The 16,646-nt window shown below is 57.7% G+C and carries 14 protein-coding genes and 1 pseudogene; 9 read left to right on the top strand and 6 right to left on the bottom strand.

Features of this window, described 5'->3' with window-relative positions:
• Positions 1-172: 172 nt before the first annotated feature.
• From flgL to fliW, 3 genes are read left to right on the top strand one after another with little or no spacing between them, the layout of a single operon-like run.
• Positions 173-1,462 carry a flagellar hook-associated protein FlgL gene (gene flgL, locus ACOYW0_RS18980; RefSeq protein WP_482415352.1) on the top strand — a complete coding sequence of 430 codons (1,290 nt, stop codon included), beginning with the start codon at positions 173-175 and terminating at the stop codon, positions 1,460-1,462.
• 36 nt (positions 1,463-1,498) lie between these two features.
• Positions 1,499-1,831 (top strand): carbon storage regulator CsrA, encoded by a 333-nt coding sequence (gene csrA, locus ACOYW0_RS18975; protein WP_482415351.1) that lies wholly within the window; start codon positions 1,499-1,501, stop codon positions 1,829-1,831.
• A gap of 4 nt (positions 1,832-1,835) precedes the next feature.
• A complete protein-coding gene (fliW, locus tag ACOYW0_RS18970) occupies positions 1,836-2,288 on the top strand; it encodes a flagellar assembly protein FliW (protein WP_482415350.1) in 453 nt (150 codons plus the stop codon).
• A 282-nt stretch (positions 2,289-2,570) separates the two neighbouring features.
• On the opposite strand, the gene ACOYW0_RS18965 is transcribed toward fliW, so the two are convergent.
• The 3 genes from ACOYW0_RS18965 to ACOYW0_RS18955 form a co-directional block, all read right to left on the bottom strand.
• On the bottom strand, positions 2,571-3,341 hold the full coding sequence (locus ACOYW0_RS18965; RefSeq protein ID WP_482415349.1) for a YaaA family protein: 771 nt from the start codon (positions 3,339-3,341) through the stop codon (positions 2,571-2,573).
• Positions 3,342-3,522: 181 nt separating this feature from the next.
• Positions 3,523-4,068, bottom strand: a complete 546-nt coding sequence (locus tag ACOYW0_RS18960) for an REP-associated tyrosine transposase (protein ID WP_482415348.1) — start codon at positions 4,066-4,068, stop codon at positions 3,523-3,525.
• 148 nt (positions 4,069-4,216) lie between these two features.
• A complete protein-coding gene (locus ACOYW0_RS18955; RefSeq protein ID WP_482415347.1) occupies positions 4,217-5,269 on the bottom strand; it encodes a hypothetical protein in 1,053 nt (350 codons plus the stop codon).
• Between the two features lie 371 nt (positions 5,270-5,640).
• Between ACOYW0_RS18955 and ACOYW0_RS18950 the strand changes: the two genes are divergently transcribed.
• From ACOYW0_RS18950 to ACOYW0_RS18940, 3 genes and pseudogenes are all read left to right on the top strand, one after another.
• Entirely contained in the window at positions 5,641-7,206 is a 1,566-nt protein-coding gene (locus ACOYW0_RS18950) for an NAD(P)/FAD-dependent oxidoreductase (protein ID WP_482415346.1), read from the top strand.
• Between the two features lie 296 nt (positions 7,207-7,502).
• Entirely contained in the window at positions 7,503-8,087 is a 585-nt protein-coding gene (gene mnmM, locus ACOYW0_RS18945) for a tRNA 5-(aminomethyl)-2-thiouridylate-methyltransferase MnmM (RefSeq protein WP_482415345.1), read from the top strand.
• Between the two features lie 933 nt (positions 8,088-9,020).
• Positions 9,021-9,985: pseudogene (locus ACOYW0_RS18940) on the top strand (IS110 family RNA-guided transposase).
• Positions 9,986-10,428: 443 nt separating this feature from the next.
• On the opposite strand, the gene ACOYW0_RS18935 reads toward ACOYW0_RS18940, so the two are convergent.
• Positions 10,429-11,823 (bottom strand): sensor histidine kinase, encoded by a 1,395-nt coding sequence (locus tag ACOYW0_RS18935; RefSeq protein WP_482415344.1) that lies wholly within the window; start codon positions 11,821-11,823, stop codon positions 10,429-10,431.
• Complete coding sequence (locus ACOYW0_RS18930) at positions 11,801-12,478, bottom strand: winged helix-turn-helix domain-containing protein (protein ID WP_482415343.1); 678 nt, start codon at positions 12,476-12,478, stop codon at positions 11,801-11,803. Before ACOYW0_RS18930 ends, ACOYW0_RS18935 begins: the two co-directional genes overlap by 23 nt.
• A 302-nt stretch (positions 12,479-12,780) precedes the next feature.
• On the opposite strand from ACOYW0_RS18930, the gene ACOYW0_RS18925 reads away from it, so the two are divergent.
• The 3 genes from ACOYW0_RS18925 to ccsA all read left to right on the top strand — a co-directional run bounded on the left by ACOYW0_RS18925 (position 12,781) and on the right by ccsA (position 15,607).
• Positions 12,781-13,383 carry a tetratricopeptide repeat protein gene (locus ACOYW0_RS18925; RefSeq protein ID WP_482415342.1) on the top strand — a complete coding sequence of 201 codons (603 nt, stop codon included), beginning with the start codon at positions 12,781-12,783 and terminating at the stop codon, positions 13,381-13,383.
• Positions 13,383-14,717: a cytochrome c biogenesis protein ResB gene (locus ACOYW0_RS18920; RefSeq protein ID WP_482415341.1), complete on the top strand. Its 1,335-nt coding sequence runs from the start codon at positions 13,383-13,385 to the stop codon at positions 14,715-14,717. The genes ACOYW0_RS18925 and ACOYW0_RS18920 overlap by 1 nt, the downstream gene beginning before the upstream one ends.
• A 74-nt stretch (positions 14,718-14,791) precedes the next feature.
• On the top strand, positions 14,792-15,607 hold the full coding sequence (gene ccsA, locus ACOYW0_RS18915; protein ID WP_482415340.1) for a cytochrome c biogenesis protein CcsA: 816 nt from the start codon (positions 14,792-14,794) through the stop codon (positions 15,605-15,607).
• Positions 15,608-16,016: 409 nt separating this feature from the next.
• Here ccsA and ACOYW0_RS18910 read toward each other — a convergent pair whose 3' ends face one another.
• Positions 16,017-16,616 carry a nitroreductase family protein gene (locus ACOYW0_RS18910; RefSeq protein WP_482415339.1) on the bottom strand — a complete coding sequence of 200 codons (600 nt, stop codon included), beginning with the start codon at positions 16,614-16,616 and terminating at the stop codon, positions 16,017-16,019.
• Positions 16,617-16,646 lie beyond the last annotated feature (30 nt).

Here is a 16,646-nt window from a genome sequence, read left to right as displayed (position 1 = left end):
AGGCACCCAATAAACAGATGCCGCTTTCCCCAACCTCTTAGGTTTCAGGCCCCCTTTGCCGATACCAGCTGTACTTGATATGGTTAAACCAGAGTTCCTTCGCCTTGTGCGGCTTTACACGGGAGACGAGCTTCCGTCCGGCGGCAGGGCCCATTCGTGATGAGTGTGATGCATGCGGGTAGCAACCTCGACCCTCTACAACCAGTCCAAAGAGCAGATCAGCCGGAAGAACCGGGAGGTGCTCGACAAAAACTCCCTGATCTCCTCGGGCAAGCGGATCAGAAAGCTCTCCGACGCCCCCGTGGATGCCAGCCGTGTGGCCGCCCTGAAGACCAACATGAGCGACCTCTCTCAACTCCAGCGAAACGTGGGTGTGGGAACCCTGTGGCTGGAGGCCAGTGAGGAGTCTCTGGTGCGGGTCCGGGACAAGATCGACAGGGCCAAGGAGATCGCCATTTCCATGGTCAACGGCATCGCCAACCACGACGACCTGCAGACCGCGGCCCTGGAGGTGGATGGCCTCATCAAAGGCGTGCTGGACCAGTCCAACACCCGCATCGACGGCCAGTATATCTTCTCCGGGACCCGAAGCGACACACGGCCCTTCCGGGCGGACAACGAGGACTCGCCCAACACCATCGCCTACCGTGGCAACGCCACCCCCTTTCGCGTCAAGATCGGGCCACAGTCCGACATGGTGGTGGGCTTTGCCGGGGAAGAGGTCTTCTCCTCGGACACGGCCACCATCGACGAGACCAACAACTGCCTCGATTTCACCGAAAAACGGGCCGGAGCAGCGGTCGGTGAAGAGACCGTCCTCACCGCCCTGGTGGACCCGGGTACCTACTCTCGCCAGGGCCTGGCCCACGCCGTGGAGATGGCCATGGAACGGGCCTCGGCAGACAGGGGAGAAGGGGCCGATTACCGCGTCTCCTGGAACGAGTCCGAACAGACCTTCACCATCGCCGAAGAAGAGGGCCTGGACCCGGCCAAGCTCGACAGGGTCTCCGTCCTGTTCCGCACCGGTGAAAACCGGCACCAGTCCGTGGGGGCCTTCATGGGATTTTCCACCGACGACATCGCCACCGAGCCCTCCCGCCAGCCCCTGGTGAGCAGGCGGGGCGTCCAATGGGGTGTCTTCAACTCCCTGTTCGAACTCCGAGCCGCCCTGAACAGTAACGACAAAGAGGGACTCCATCAGTCCATCTCCCGGCTGGCCGCGGACCACAACAACATCCTGAGCTCCATCTCGGAAGCCGGGGTACGGGCCGGTCGCCTGGACACGAGGCACGACCTTATCAAGGATCTCAACATCAGCCAGGACGCCACCCGCTCCAAGTTGGAAGACACCGACGTGGTGCGGGCCATCTCCGATCTCAAGCTCAAGCAGTTCGGGTATGAATCGGCCCTGGCCTCGACTTCACGGCTCCTCAACACGAGTCTGTTGAACTACCTAAAATAACGGAAACGATCGAGACCCAAGATTAGGAAACACCGGATGCTCATACTGACACGAAAACCGGGCGAAAAAGTCCGTATCGGTGACGACATCATCATCCACGTGGTGGAAATCGGCAAAGGAAACGTCCGCATCGGGGTGGAAGCGCCCAAGGACGTGTCCATCATGCGCGATGAGGTGGTGGAACGCATTGAAGAAGAGAACTTACAGGCCGCCAAGCGAAACAGGAACACCCTGGTCCATGCGGCGTCCCTGCTGAAAAACAAAACGATGATAAAGAGCGGAGACGTGCCCACGGGCAAACCCGCGGCAAGAAGACGAAGAGTGGTAACCCCCAAGCAACCGCTGAAGGGCGACTCAAACAAGGAGTAACACGTTGATCATTCCTACCCTGCAATTCGGTTCCGTTGACATCGAGGAAGAAAAAATCATCTCCATGCCCAAAGGCATGCCCGGCTTCCCCGGAAAAGAGAGGTTTATCCTCCTCTCCCACGAAGAGATCGACCCCATCCTCTCCTTTCAATGCGTGGACGACCCCGACCTGGCCTTCGCCCTCATGGACCCCTTCCTCTTTATGGGTGACTACACCGTCGACCTGGATGCCGCCGTCCGGGACATGGCCTGGGCAGTTGAAAAGCCCGAAGAGCTCTTCCTCTACACCATCATCAACGCCAGCAGCGACCGCCCCGAGGAGATCACCGCCAACCTTGCAGGCCCCCTCCTCGTCCACACCGGCGTCAACGAAGCCGTGCAGCTGGTGGTCACCGATGATCGCTACCCCCACAAGCACCCGATCTTTGCGGCGGAAGAGGAGCGAGCCGAGGGGTAAACATATCAGGGTGCGGCTCCCGCACCGCCAGACATAACGCGAGCCACCGGCTGTTGCTTCCCATGCCACCTCGGGTCACCTCAACCGATACCGGCCTTTCGAGCGCCCATCGGTGCGCACGGCGCACCCTACGAAACACCGGTCCTTCGCTACCATCATGGCATGGGAACCGTTGCTTTCAGCCCAACCGGCATCCACCGGGCTCGCGAAGCGTAGGGTGCGGCTCCCGCACCGTCCGGCGTAACGCGGGCTGCCGGTTTTTCAAATGATCACCGGTGCTCATCACTCCTTGCAGCCAGCATTCCGCACAAACACCAAACTGTTTTCCGTTGAAATTCCCGGGTCAAGCCGGTACCCGCTTCCATCAAACCCCTTGACCTCCGCCACATCGTCAATGCGGTTTTCGATGATCCACCGGGCCATGGCTCCCCTGGCCCGTTTGGCGTGGATGGCAACGGCCTTAAGGGTCTCTCCGGACCTCTCTTTAAACGCCACGTCCACAAACCGGCCCTTTTTACCAATGGCCTTTTTGTCCACGGCCTTGGCGTACTCCCCGGAGGCAAGGTTCAACAACGCCCCACCCGAGGTCATCAGCGCCGCAAGGTGGTCGGTGATGACCTGTTTCCACCACCCGGAGAGCACACCGAATCCCGGGAGGGAGAGCCCCATCTCCAGGCGATACGGTTCCACGCCGGTCATGGGGGAAAGGGCCCCGTAAAGGCCGGAGAGAATCCGCAGCTGCCCCTGGGCCCAGGCCACATCTTCAGCAGAAAGGCTCTCGGCATCCAGCCCCTGATAGGCGTCCCCCTGGTAGGCAAAAAGTGCCGGGGTCCCTTCGGCACCAAAGGTAAAGCCCTGAAACCGCTGCACCGTGTTCTCGGCAATTCCGTCGCTTACCTTCATAAGCGATTTCATCTCGTCCACGGAATAGCCACGCAACGCATCAACCAGTTCCCGGGTCATCTCCCCATAAAAAGAGGATTTCGCCTCACCCGCCCACGCCGGAGCGCCAGACTCCATCCGTTTTGCCGGTGCGAGAATCGTGATCATCATACCTTGTCTCCTTATCAAAAATCTTCGGTGCGCACGGCGCACCCTACGCAACACCGGGCCTTCGTTACCTTCACGGCTTACCCCACCGACCGGGGATGCGAAGCGTAGGGTGCGGCTCCCGCACCGATTGACGCAACGGGAACCACCAGCTTATCGGACGTACCTAAACACGCACGGTGGCCTACCATTCCCCAAAATTGCCGGAGACTTCCCCACACCCACCCCAGTCGCCATCGTAGACCCCATGGACCACAAGCCGATGAAATGTAGACCACGGCCAGTCCGCAACCCGCTCAACAACCCCATGCTTTACCGGGTTGTAATGGATGTAATTCATGTGCGTTTCAAAATCGCGTTCATCCCGGATCCGATGTTCCCAAAATCGCCGTTGCCACAAGGTACCTTCCTGGCGGGCCTTGCGGGACTCTGTGGAAAAGCCTTCGCGGGAAAACCGATCTCCGCAGGAGGTCGTCACATGCCGCTTGATGCGGGACCACCGGCTGCTGTAATCGGCGTCACCCTCGGGAAGCGTCCAGATGCAATGGAGGTGGTCCGGCAAAAGCACCCACGCGTCAATGGAAAACCGGGCCACGGCACGGACACGCTCAATGCTGTTCCGAAGGGCAACCCGTACCGGCTCATCGCAGAGAACGGGCTGTCTGTGGTGGGTAACAACCGTAAAGAAAAACGATGCGCCAGCGGTTGATACACGTCGGTAATTGGGCATACGCAACCTCGTTCGTCTTATCACAACCAATGTTTATGTTGATGGTGGCGGTGTTCGTAACCTTCTCCGGTGCGCACGGCGCCCCCTACGAAACAACGGTCCTTCGTGATCATCATGGCGTATCATATCGTCTGGGGGCAAAGCACGGCTATTTCACAACATTCTCCATATCCTCGTCATCAAGGAGCCTCTCCACAAGGCCAGCCCAATCCAACACCTTGCCATGAAAGCCAAACACATTCCCTTTGGTTGTGTGGGCGGCCACAAGGGCACCGGTGCCGACATCAAAACGCGTGCACCCCAGGCGCAGGGTTCCCTGGAGCATCCCGAGGGTTCCGGAGCGCATCCGGGACGCGGCCTTAATTAAAAGGAGCCTGTCCCCGGCATACTCCCGGGCCTGGCCCAGGCATGCATGGACTTCATGGCAGGGCGCACCCACAAAAACAGCGCCGTGGGCTTCGGCAAGGCTGGAAATACGGGGGGCAAGGGTGGAACGGAGCGGCTCCGGGGCCGAGAGCATCCAGACCATGCCCGGGTTCACGTACTGCTCCAGCTCGGTTTTTCGTGCCGCAAAAAGGGAGGTGAGATGGTTGCTGTTGCCAGCATCTTTGGGCAACACGGTGAAATCGACGTCATGGAGCCTGGCCTGGGCGTCGGTGATCCAGCGAAGCTTCTGGGCCGGTGTGGCTGCCTCTTCGTCATAGGTCATCTGGTGAAGGGCCTTGGCCTGCTTCAATGCCACCAGGTTCTCCGCCGTGTCCCGCCGGATCGTGTAGCGCACCCACAAGGTACAGGAAGAAGGATCCATGTAACTTCCGGCGAAGGTCACGTCGTTCATGGTTAGGGAGGAAGCCACCCGAAGACGACGGGTGGCAAGACGGGTGGCCGACAGGTCTCCGCCCGTGGTTTGCGCCTGACTCTCCATGAGCTCCATGCTGCTCTCCACCGTCACCTGGACCTGATCGAGCAGGTTCACCAGGGCCATCTGCCGCGCACTCATCTTCTGCAGAAAAAAATTGCCCTCCATGGGTCCTGACTTCCCTATCCCCACGAAGGTCCCGTCAAGGGTACCGCCGTCATGCACCCAGGTGGGCTGGGGCTGGCCCGTTCCGGCACAGGGGTGCCCCTCAGGGTAGGTCGCAGACTTCCCTGCACATCCGGTCAGCGCCAACAGCCACACCATGCCCACCGCCATCGCCATCGCCATCGCCCATGTGATCTTTTGCCTCATCATAAGAAAGAATCCCTCGCAACCGTTCAGCTCATCAAGCAAACACGCACACTTGGGACATACAAGCATGCCCCTTTGTTTTAAGCAAGCGGGCAGCCGCAGAACAGACAAAAGCCCAGCCCTTGAGCGAATGTGGTCGGCTTGGAGGATAAAGACCGGTGGCGATGGTGAATCCGGGGGCTTATGTTCTCACCCTCAATTGACCGTAAAAGACAAAAAACACATGCGTTCACCCCACCCTTGACAATCGGTTCCAAAACCCTGATAACCCCATTGATTCTTACTCAACCAAGCGACAGGCAGGACAGAACTTTTTCCCGCTGCTGACCATATGGAGCCCCATGGATTCAAAAATCATCGACATTCGCCTCACGCCGGACGAAATCGACAGCCCCGAGGCCGTCAAAAAAAAGCTCATGGAAGCCTACGGGCCGTGCAATGAAAAAACATTCTGCTACCGGGTGTTGAAACGCTCCATTGATGGCAGGGGGCGCACGCCCCGGTTTTCCGTCCGCGCCGAGGCAGGAGAAGGCCCCCTTGCCGAGCCCTCGCTTCGCCCTTTTGCCCCTTGTGCCCCCACCGGCAAAGAGGTCATCGTGGTGGGAGCAGGGCCTGCCGGGTATTTTGCAGCCCTTCGCTTGCTTGAGCTGGGCATCCGCCCGGTGGTGCTGGACCGGGGAAAAGATGTCCGCTCACGGCGCTTCGACCTCAAAAAAATCTACTCCGAAGGCCACGTCGATCCCCACTCCAACTACTGTTTCGGGGAAGGCGGGGCAGGCACCTACTCCGACGGCAAGCTCTACACCCGCTCCAGCAAACGGGGGGACGTGGGCCGCGTTTTGGACCTGTTCATTGACCACGGGGCCTCCGAATCCATCCGAGTGGATGCACATCCCCACCTGGGTTCCAACGTCCTGCCCAAGATTGTCCGGACCATGCGGGAGAGCATCCTAAGCGCCGGGGGCGAGATTCGCTTTGAATCCCACGTCACCTCCTTTACGGTGGACCAAGGGCGCATGACAGGGGTTGGCCTGGTAAACGGTCAGAGCCTCACCGCCGACGCCGTGGTCCTTGCCACCGGCCATTCGGCACGGGACATCTACCGACAGCTCCACGCCCAACACATCCGGGTTGAGGCCAAGCCCTTTGCCATGGGTGTTCGTATCGAACATCCCCAGGCCCTCATCGACAACATTTTCTACGGCACGGAAACCCGCCACCCCAACCTGCCTGCGGCAAGCTACCGTATCGCCTGCCAGGCCAACGGCCGGGGTGTGTTCTCTTTTTGCATGTGCCCCGGTGGCTTTGTGGTGCCTGCGGCCACCGCCCCCGGCGAGCTGGTCTTAAACGGCATGAGCCTCTCCTACCGAAGCGCAGAGTACGCCAACGCCGGTCTCGTGGCCGAGGTGCGACTGGACGACCTCGGGGAAGACACCGTGGCCAATCCCCTGGCCGCCCTTGAGTTCCAGGAGGCGGTGGAGAAAAAAGTCTTCAACGCCGGAGACGGCATCACACAGAAAGCTCCGGCACAACGGCTGGAGGATTTCCTTGAAAAGCGCCCCTCGAAAACCTTAAAGGCATCATCCTACATCCCCGGCCTCTACCCGGCGGACCTTCACGGGCTCCTGCCCCCCTTTGTGGCAGAGAGCCTCGCCCAAGGCCTTCAGACCTTCGGGAAAAAGTACAGAGGCTTTGCTCACCCGGACGCCACCCTCATCGCCGTGGAGTCCCGCACCAGCTCCCCGGTGCGCATCCCCAGGGACAAAGGGAGCTTCATGCACCCGGACACCCCGGGCCTGTTCCCCACCGGCGAAGGGGCCGGGTACGCGGGCGGCATTGTCTCCGCGGCCATGGACGGCCTGAATGTGGCCGATGCCGTGGCACGATGGATAGATACAAAAGGGTAAGCAAAAAAAGCCTCCGGCGGCCCTGCCGGGGGCCAAACTTTTAAAAAGTTTGACAAACAGGTCTTGTGAACGTATCGGGCATGTAATCGAAACGTTTTTGCGGAGCTTTTTTAAAAAAGCGACCCGCCGTAAGCACCTGAACAGTTAAAAAGGCGCATCCGAATGGAATGCGCCTTCATGGTTTACTGTGCCGCCAGCCCGTGATAAGCCCAACCCAGCAGTCAGAATGTGTGGGTGGATCAGCTCTTTTTTTAGGAGCCTGCCCCCCTTGATATACCACCAGTCCGGAGAGTCCCATGTCCCTTCAAGGCATTGTCCATATCGCCCAACAGACCATGCAACGTTTTCTCAGCCCCGGCGACATCGCTGTGGACGCCACCGTGGGAGCGGGTTACGACACCGGTTTCCTTGCCCGCTCCGTGGGTCCAAAGGGCCGTGTTTATGGCTTTGACGTCCAGCAAGAAGCCCTGGACAGAGCAACGGAAAACCTCACCAAAGCCGACCTCATGGACAGGGTCACCCTCTTCCACGCCGGACACGAGACCATGGCAGACCTCCTTCCCACCGACACCCACGGCATGATCAAGGCCGTAAGCTTCAACCTGGGCTACCTGCCGGCAAGCGACTCACCCGTCACCACCCAGGTCGAGACCTCCCTTACCGCCATCCGCACCGCCATGGACCTTCTCCACAGGCGGGGCGTCATCTCCATAGCCATCTACGGAGGACACCCCCAGGGACAGGTTGAACAGAAAGAGCTCAAAGCCTGGGCCGCAGCCGTCCCCTACGACGAATTCCGCATCGCCTCCTACGAATTCACCAACAAAGAGCGAAACCAGGAGACCCTTCTCCTCATGGAGCGGGCAAAGCCAAAGGGGTAAATGCGCGCCTACATATATAAAACGCCGGGCTCGCGAAGCGTAGGTGCGGCCCCCGTCCCGCAAGCGTTACGCGCGACCAACGGCTTTGGCCGCAAGCCCACATCATCCCGAACGGCCTTAACCAATCCACTTTTTTGGGGAGTTGACGGTGCGCACGGCGCACCCTACGAGGCATCGGCCTTTGGCCGTCATGGCATGAAAACGATTTCCACAGCCTTCCCAACACCGCCCGGACGGCGAAGCGTAGGGTGCGGCTCCCGCACCGCAAACGTTACGCGAGGCCAACGGCTTCGGCCGCAGCCCACATCATCCCGTCCTACCTTAAACAATCAACCTTTTAGGGCAATTGGCGGTGCGCACGGCGCACCCTGCGAGGCATCGGCCTTTGGCCGTCATGGCATAAAAACAATTTCCACAGCCTTCCCAACACCGCCCGGCCGGCGAAGCGTAGGGTGCGGCTCCCGCACCGCAAACGTTACGTGAGGCCAACGGCTTTGGCCGCAGCCGCAGCCCACACCATCCCGCCCTACCTTAAACAATCAACCTTTTCGGGCAATTGGCGGTGCGCACGGCGCACCCTTGTGTTAGCGTTTATGTCATTCTATGCTTCAGAGGCAATTCGGCCAGGGCCTTTCAGCGTCACCCCATGGTGCCAACGAAAGGAGCCCGAAGGGCGACTGGAGTTGGCACCATGGGGTGACGCTGAGCACCTCCGGTGCAGCCAGGCCCCCAAGCAACTTATGGCAATGTATGTCGTGCCACATTTAACTCGGTAATAATCCAGAAAATCGCATGCCGTGCGCACCCTTGGGCACAAGCCCGTGACGTAGATTATGCAGCGATTTTCTTCTCCAGCGAAAGATCGAACAGTATCTTTGGCTCGGTATAACCGACAGCCCGCACTCACAAGGTTGATCACGCAGGGAGGATTCTTTGAAAACAGCTATAGGTATTGACGTTTCCAAGGCCAAGTTGGATGTTGCCCTACGCCTTTCCAACGGTAAATTTCGAAGTAAAGTTGTCAAAAATGATGCCAGTGGTTTCAAACAACTCAGCACATGGATAGCTCGTCAAAAATCTGAGCCATTGCCACATGTTTGCATGGAGGCCACCGGCGTTTACTGGGAGGATCTTGCTGATTACCTACACCAGAAGGGGCATCCTGTCTCTGTCATGAATCCGTTGCAAATTAAATCATATGCAACTTCAATGTTGATTCGGACAAAGACTGATGCTGTGGATTCTCGAATTATTGCCGAGTTTTGCGCCAATCAAAACCCAGCATTATGGACGCCTCCTCCCTTTCCGTCAAAAAAGTACGTGCTCTCATTGCAAGGCGTGAGGCCCTTATCTCTATGATCTCACAGGAAAACAACCGATTGCATGTTGCTAACGATGCCGTAAAAAGCAGCATTGAGTCTGTTATTCTCCATCTCAAGACTGAGCTTAAAGAGATTGAAAAGAAAATAAAACAGGTCATTGATGATGATCCAGATCTCAAGGCAAAAAAAGACCTTTTGGATTCAATACCGGGACTTGGGAAAGTCACAGTGCCTGTTCTCCTCTCCATTCTTGCTGGTGCACACAACTTCAAAACAGCTCGCCAAGTTGCTGCTTTTGTTGGGTTAGACCCACGTCACCATGAATCTGGTTCCAGTGTTAAGATGAAGCAACGGATTTCGAAAGTTGGCCATAAATCAATTAGAAAAGCCTTATATATGCCTGCAATGGTTACCATTTACAGAACAGAGTGGGGTGGCCGATTCAAAGAGCGACTCCTTGCATCTGGCAAGGCACCAAAGGTAATCATCACTGCTATGATGAGAAAGTTAATCCATGTTGCATTTGGTGTTTTAAAAAAACAAACGCCTTTTGACCATTCACTACATAATGCGTGACTTTGACAGTATCTACGAGGCATCGGCCTTTTGCCGCCATGGCATGAAAACGATTTCCACAGCCTTCCCAACACCGCCCGGACGGCGAAGCGTAGGGTGCGGCCCCCGCACCGCAAACGTTACGTGAGGCCAACGGCTTTGGCCGCAGCCCACACCATCCCGTCCTACCTTAAACAATCAACCTTTTAGGGCAATTGACGGTGCGCTCGGCGCGCCCTGCGAGGCATCGGCCTTTTGCCGCCATGGCATGAAAACGTTTTCCACGGCCTTTCCAACACCGCCCGGTCGGCGAAGCGTAGGGTGCGGCTCCCGCACCGCAAACGTTACGCGAGGCCAAGGGCTTTGGCCGCAGCCCACACCACCCCGAGCGACCACAACCAATCCACTTTTTAGAGAAGTTAACGGTACACACGGCGCGCCCTGCGAGGCAACACCCATGATGTTTATGGATGAAGAACCACGGTAAATTTTGCCCCTTCGCCCTCCCGGCTCTCCACATGGATCTCGCCGTGGTGGGCGGCCACAATGCCCCTGACCAGGCTGAGCCCAAGCCCCAGGCCTTTTTCCGAACGGCTTCTGTCTCCGCGGAAGAGGCGGTCCCAGATCCGGGGGATGTCTTCGGGGGGGATGCCGGGTCCGGCGTCGAGGATGTCGATGCGCACGGTATCGGCGTCCCTTCGGGCGGTGATGCCAACGCTCTTGCCTTCGGGGGTGAACTTGACGGCATTATCCAGGATATTGGCAAGGGCCTGACTCAGGCGATGGGGGTCCACAGAGGCCACAAGTCCCTGTTCGATGGTGGCGTCGATTTCCACGGTCTTTTCTTCGGCCACGAACCGGTACATCTCCACGATGGTCTCGATAAGCTCGGTGAGATCGGTTTCACGGGGAGTGATGCGGAGCATGCCTGTCTCGGCTTCGGAGACGTCCATGAGGGTGGTGAGAAGGCTCAGGATACGGTCGGACTCTTCGATGCCCTTTTCAAGGGCCTGACGGAGAAGCTCGGGGTCATCCCCTTCCCGCAAGGCCATCTCCGAGACATTGCGCAGGCGCGTCATGGGGGTCCTGAGATCATGGGCCACGTCGTCCAGGGAGTTCTCCATGCGGATGATAAGCCCGTGGATGCTGTCCAGCATGCTGTTGAAGAGCCCGGCCAGTTCGTCAAGTTCGTCACCGGTGCGGGTGCGCGGGACCCGGGCTTCCATGGTCCCGGCGTCGATGGATCGGACCGTTTTGATGATATCGCGGATGGGCCGAAGGGTCCGGCGTGAAAGAAAGAGTCCGCCACCGAGCCCCAGGGCAAAAAGGGGAATCATCACCACAAGAAAGATTCGGCGGAACTGGCTGAGGATCTCCTGACGGCGCTGACTGCTCATGCCCACCTGCACGCGGTTGCCCCTTTTGGTCAAGGGGCCGGAGAGCACGTCCAGCACGTAGGTTCCCTTTCGGCAGGAGAGGGTCTGCCAGCCCTGGCAATCACGGCAGCCGTGGGAAAGAAGGGTGAGGTCGAAATCTTCCCAGCTGCCCTGGGAGAAGATATGCCGGGTGTGGTTGTCCCGATCCGCCACACGGATAAACAGAGGACGTGACCTGCGCTCGCTTCCGAGCTGGTCCACGTACCGGTTGAGGGCGGAAACACCGCCGATGTCGTAGAGGGTCTGCACCTCCCGGAGCTCCAGGCGGATCTCCTCGTAATCCTGGGATCTGAGGGTGGCCCCGAGAAAGAGGTAAGCCAGGATAAACATCAAAGCTGAGCTTCCGATAAAGATCGCCGAATACCAGGCCCCCACGCGGAACCCCAGGGTACGGGTGATGTTACGCAGGCGCTTTAAGGACATAGCCCACCCCTCGGATGGTGTGGATCATCTTGGCGTCAAAGGCTTTGTCCACTTTGTTTCTCAGGCGGCAGACCAGCACATCCACCACATTGGTCTGGGGGTCAAAATGAAGGTCCCACACATGCTCCAAGATCATGGTCTTGGAGACGGGCCTCTCTGCGTTTCGCATGAGGTATTCCAGAAGAGAGAACTCCCTGGGCTGAAGCTCCAGCACGGTGTTCCCGCGCTTTACCCCCCGTTTCAACAGGTCCATGAACAGGTCCCCCACGGTGAGGGTGGAGGCCTCGGCCACCCCTCCGGAACGCCGGATCAGGGCCTGGATCCGCACCAAAAGCTCTGAAAAGGCAAAAGGCTTGACCATGTAGTCGTCCCCGCCGCGCTGGATGCCACGCACCCTATCGTCCACGGAACGCTTGGCGCTCAAGATGAGCACCGGGGTGTTGACCCGCTTTTCCCGCATTGCCTCGATGATCTCCAGGCCGTTGCATCCGGGCAGCATGATGTCGATGACAGCCGCATCGTAAGACTCCTCCAGGGCAAGTACCAGGCCGTCGTCCCCCCGATGGGCCGTGTCCACGGCAAAGCCCTCCTGCCTGAATCCCTTGGCGATAAAGCCTGCAATCTCTTTGTCATCTTCAATGATGAGTATCCGCATGTACATCCCCGACGTGAGGTTATCTAAAAAAGCCCTTCTTTCTGCGTACCCTAAAAAAGCCCCCTTCCCCTGTCAACGGGGCGGGGGTTCCTTTCAGCATTGTAATGTCCCGGAAAGGTTTCGGCAACACGACTTCGCTATGGTACGAACGCGGTCGAGACGGAACACGGCTAACGCGATGGAATTGACACATTCAAGAACATCATACTCAGGTGACGCATCAACACAGGTATCCGTTCCGTCTCGGTCGTACCACCTTACAGACACCCGTATCCCGGACCCAAAAAACAGGAACGTATCCCATGACGGATAAACTTGACAGACCAGAAGGCAAGGTCGTCACCCGCACCTCGCCTCTTCTTCTCATTCTGGCCCTTGCCATCGGTTTTTTCGCAGGGGTTGCCTTATCGGCCTGGAAAATGAAAGACCCGGGTTACGCCACCACAGCGCCCCAGGGCAACGCCAAGCTGGCAAAGATGGCCGAGGCTTTAGAGCAACAGCTTGCCGAGAACCCGGACAACGCAGACCTGCTTATCCGCCTGGGCAACACCTACTTTGACACGGACCAGTACGCCAAGTCCATCGACGCGTACAACCGCGCCCTTGCCCTTACCCCGGGTAATCCCCACGTCCTCACCGACCTGGGCATCATGTACCGAAGGAACAAACAGCCGGAAAAAGCTGTTCAGTCCTTTGACGCCGCCATTGCCGCGGACAAAACCCTTGAAAACGCCTACCTCAACAAAGGAATCGTCCTGGTCTACGACTTGAACAGACGCGACGAGGCCATCGCCACCTGGGAAGCCTTGCGCGAAATCAACCCCCTGGCCATGGCGGGCAACCAGTCCATTGATGAACTCATCGCCCACTTTAAAGAGGGCCACGACCAAAAAGGGACAAACTGATGCGCGCACCCCAGAGCATCCTCACGTCAGTGACGGATCATTTCAAATCGGTACGGCTGACCGTGGCCCTGCTGCTCGTGCTGGCGGCCACCTCGGTCCTGGGCACCCTGATTCCCCAGAACAAACACGCCGCCGACTACATCCAGGCCTTTGGAGAACCCCTCTACCGGATTTTTCACATCCTGGATTTGACGGACATGTATGGTTCCTGGTGGTTTGTCCTGCTTATTATCCTTTTGACCTTAAATATTCTGGTCTGCACGGTAACCCGGTTCCGGACCACGATAAAACTCTCCTTCGGCAAAGGATTCAAAGGCTTTTCCTCTCTTCCGGCACTGGCCGAAGGCACAAGCCCCAAATCCCCCGAGGCCCTGGAAGAGACCGTCCAAACGGCCCTCTCCACCCGGTTTGCAAGCACCCGGAAGGTCACCCTCCCAAATGGGGTTGCCATTGACGCGGAAAAGGGCCGCTGGACCCGCATAGGGGCAGACGTGGTCCACGCGGGCATCCTTGTGCTGCTGGCCGGGGCCCTTGTGGGCAGCCTCTTCGGATTTGACGGAGCGGTCAACGTGCCCGAAGGCGAAAGCGTCGATTCCATCATCCTCAGAAACAGCACCGAAAAAAAGCCCCTGGGCTTTTCCGTGCGCTGCAACAATTTCAGCATCAGCCATTACGATACGGGCAGCGTCAAGGAGTACCGGTCCAGCCTCACGGTTCTTGAAGATGACAAGGAGGTCCTCACACGGGACATCATCGTCAACAAGCCCCTTACCCACAACGGGGTGACCTTCTACCAGTCCAGCTACGGCACCATGGGGGCCAAGGACTTCTCCTTTGCTTTTATGGAAAAAGCCACCGGTCAAACCGTAACCAAGGCGGTGGACATCGGAGAGACCGTCACCTTTGCCCCGGGCAAGACATTCACCTTCGACCGCTACGCATCCAACCACGCCTTCAACGGCAGGTCCGTGGGTGAGGCCGCCATCGGCACCCTCACAGACAACGGCTCAAAAACAGAGGTGGTTCTCCTCTCCCGCTTCTCCAATTTCGACAAAATGCGCAAGGGCGACTGGATCCTCTCCATCGCAGACCATGAGCATGCCTACTACACCGGGCTTCAGGTGACCTACGACCCCGGCGTGGCCCTGGTCTACACCGGTTTTATCCTCATGATCGCAGGCTGTTTCGTGGCCTTTTTCACTGGCCATAAAAAGATCCGCGTGACCCTTACGCCGGCAGCCCTGGGCAGCACCGTCACCGTCTCGGGGGCAGCCCCGAAAAACAAGGTGTGGGCCACACGCTACGCCCGGCAGCTTCTGAACAGACTGGGATAACACGATTAAGATCACCCCTTGCCTTGGCGCATGGGGTGATCATGTATGACACTTAACAGATTCGGAGAACAGAGATGACAAGCTCCCTGCTCATATCCATCGCAACCTTTGTCTACGGCCTGTCCGGCCTGCTTTATTTCTGTGCGTGGATTTTCAAGTCAACCAAGCTGAACCTGCCTGCCACGGCCACGGCAGCCGTGGGCCTTGGGATCAACACGGCGGGATTCCTGCTGCGGTGGTCCGAGTCCTACGCCCTGGGCATCGGGCGCATCCCGTTGTCCAACCTCTATGAGTCCCTTGTCTTTTACGGCCTGGCCATCGCCGCCCTCTACCTGGTGCTGGAACGGCTCATGAACATCCGCATCGCAGGCGGTTTTGCCCTCACCTTCTCCTTTCTGGCCCTGGCCTACGCCTCCCTCTCCCCCAGCGTGGGATCCCAGATCCGCCCCCTGATGCCCGCCCTGAAGAGCAACTGGCTCAGCGCCCACGTCATGACCTGCTTTGTGGGCTATGCCGCCTTTGCCCTCTCCTTTGCCCTGAGCCTTCTCTTCCTATTCCGCCCCGACGCGGCCCGGTCCGAGGAGGCTTCCTTCGACATCGACGAGGCCTCCCACCAGATGATCCTCCTGGGCTTTCTCTTCCTGTCCATCGGCATCATCACCGGCGCGGTATGGGCCAACTCCGCCTGGGGCCGTTACTGGGGCTGGGACCCCAAGGAGACCTGGTCCCTCATCACCTGGTTCATCTACGCCTCCCTCATCCATGTGCGCCTGGTCCGCGGCTGGAGCGGCAAAAAAACAGCCGTCCTCTCCATCATCGGGTTTGCCGCCGTCATGTTCACCTACTTCGGCGTGAACCTGCTTCCCGGCTTGCACAGCTACGGAGCCTAACAGTTTCGGGAATGCTTCGTGCCCTCGTTCCTCGGGTTCGAAGCATTCCCTTACGGGCTTTGCCCGTGAGACTCCACCCTGGATTCCCATTGCCATACGCGCACTCAATCTCACCGAAATCGCGAAGCCCGGGATTCGGCTCCCGTACCAAAATAACGTTACGCGTGGCTACCGACTTTCGATGCTACCTCTGCCAAACCGAAGGCTCTTAAACACCAAATTTTTAAAAACACTAGAACATGTAAAAACAGAAATATTGGAGACAGGCTCTTTTTATGGAGTATGGAGAGGGTATACAGGGGTAAAGAGACGCCTTGCCTCCGGCAAGGCAGCCGGAGACAAGCTTGAGCTCGATGGTCACCACAAGCCCTTTATTTTTTCGCGCCCACAGTCGACGTACCGTATGTGTTTATTCGTTGTATCCGATGGGATGGGCCAAAAAGAAATTGGTTTTTTCTGAGGACTCAAGTTTTTCTTTTAAAAAAACCTGATCAAACCAGCCCAATGCGACCGTATTGAGGTTGTTGGCAGCAGCGTAAAGATAAATACTTTGGGATGCATAAGCAATCTGCATCCCGGAATACAGTGTGACTCCCCCGCCGTCGGTTAAAACAGCCTCCGTCATTTGGCTCAAGTCAGAGTCATCAAGGCCCAACAAGAGGATAACAGGTTCTTTTTTCGCAAAGTTCTGGTCTGGTATGCGACTTCTGATGTCCTCATCAATCACCTCATTCAGGATGTTCTTTTTCGGGTCAAATAAATAGACGCCACGTTCCATGGCGAAATACAAAAGAAGGTTATCCCAAAGTAACGGAACCGTCCTTTTTCCGTCTTCTCTGTTGATACCGCATGCGATCCAAGCAATATCTGAAATGGTTTGCAACGGGATCGCCTTCTCGGAAAAGCCCCTTGTGGACCGCCTGTTTTTGAAGGCAGTCATGAGCGATTTTTCACTACTCAAATCGGGGGGTAAAAGCTGAATTTGTCTTTTTATATCTGTGATACGCATTGTTTTTTTACCAGTCAGGCCCTGTTTACC

The organism is Desulfoluna sp. HI9BLuna, assembly GCF_056829775.1.
Note: the sequence above shows the minus strand (reverse complement) of the source record. Positions and strands in the feature narration are given on the sequence as shown.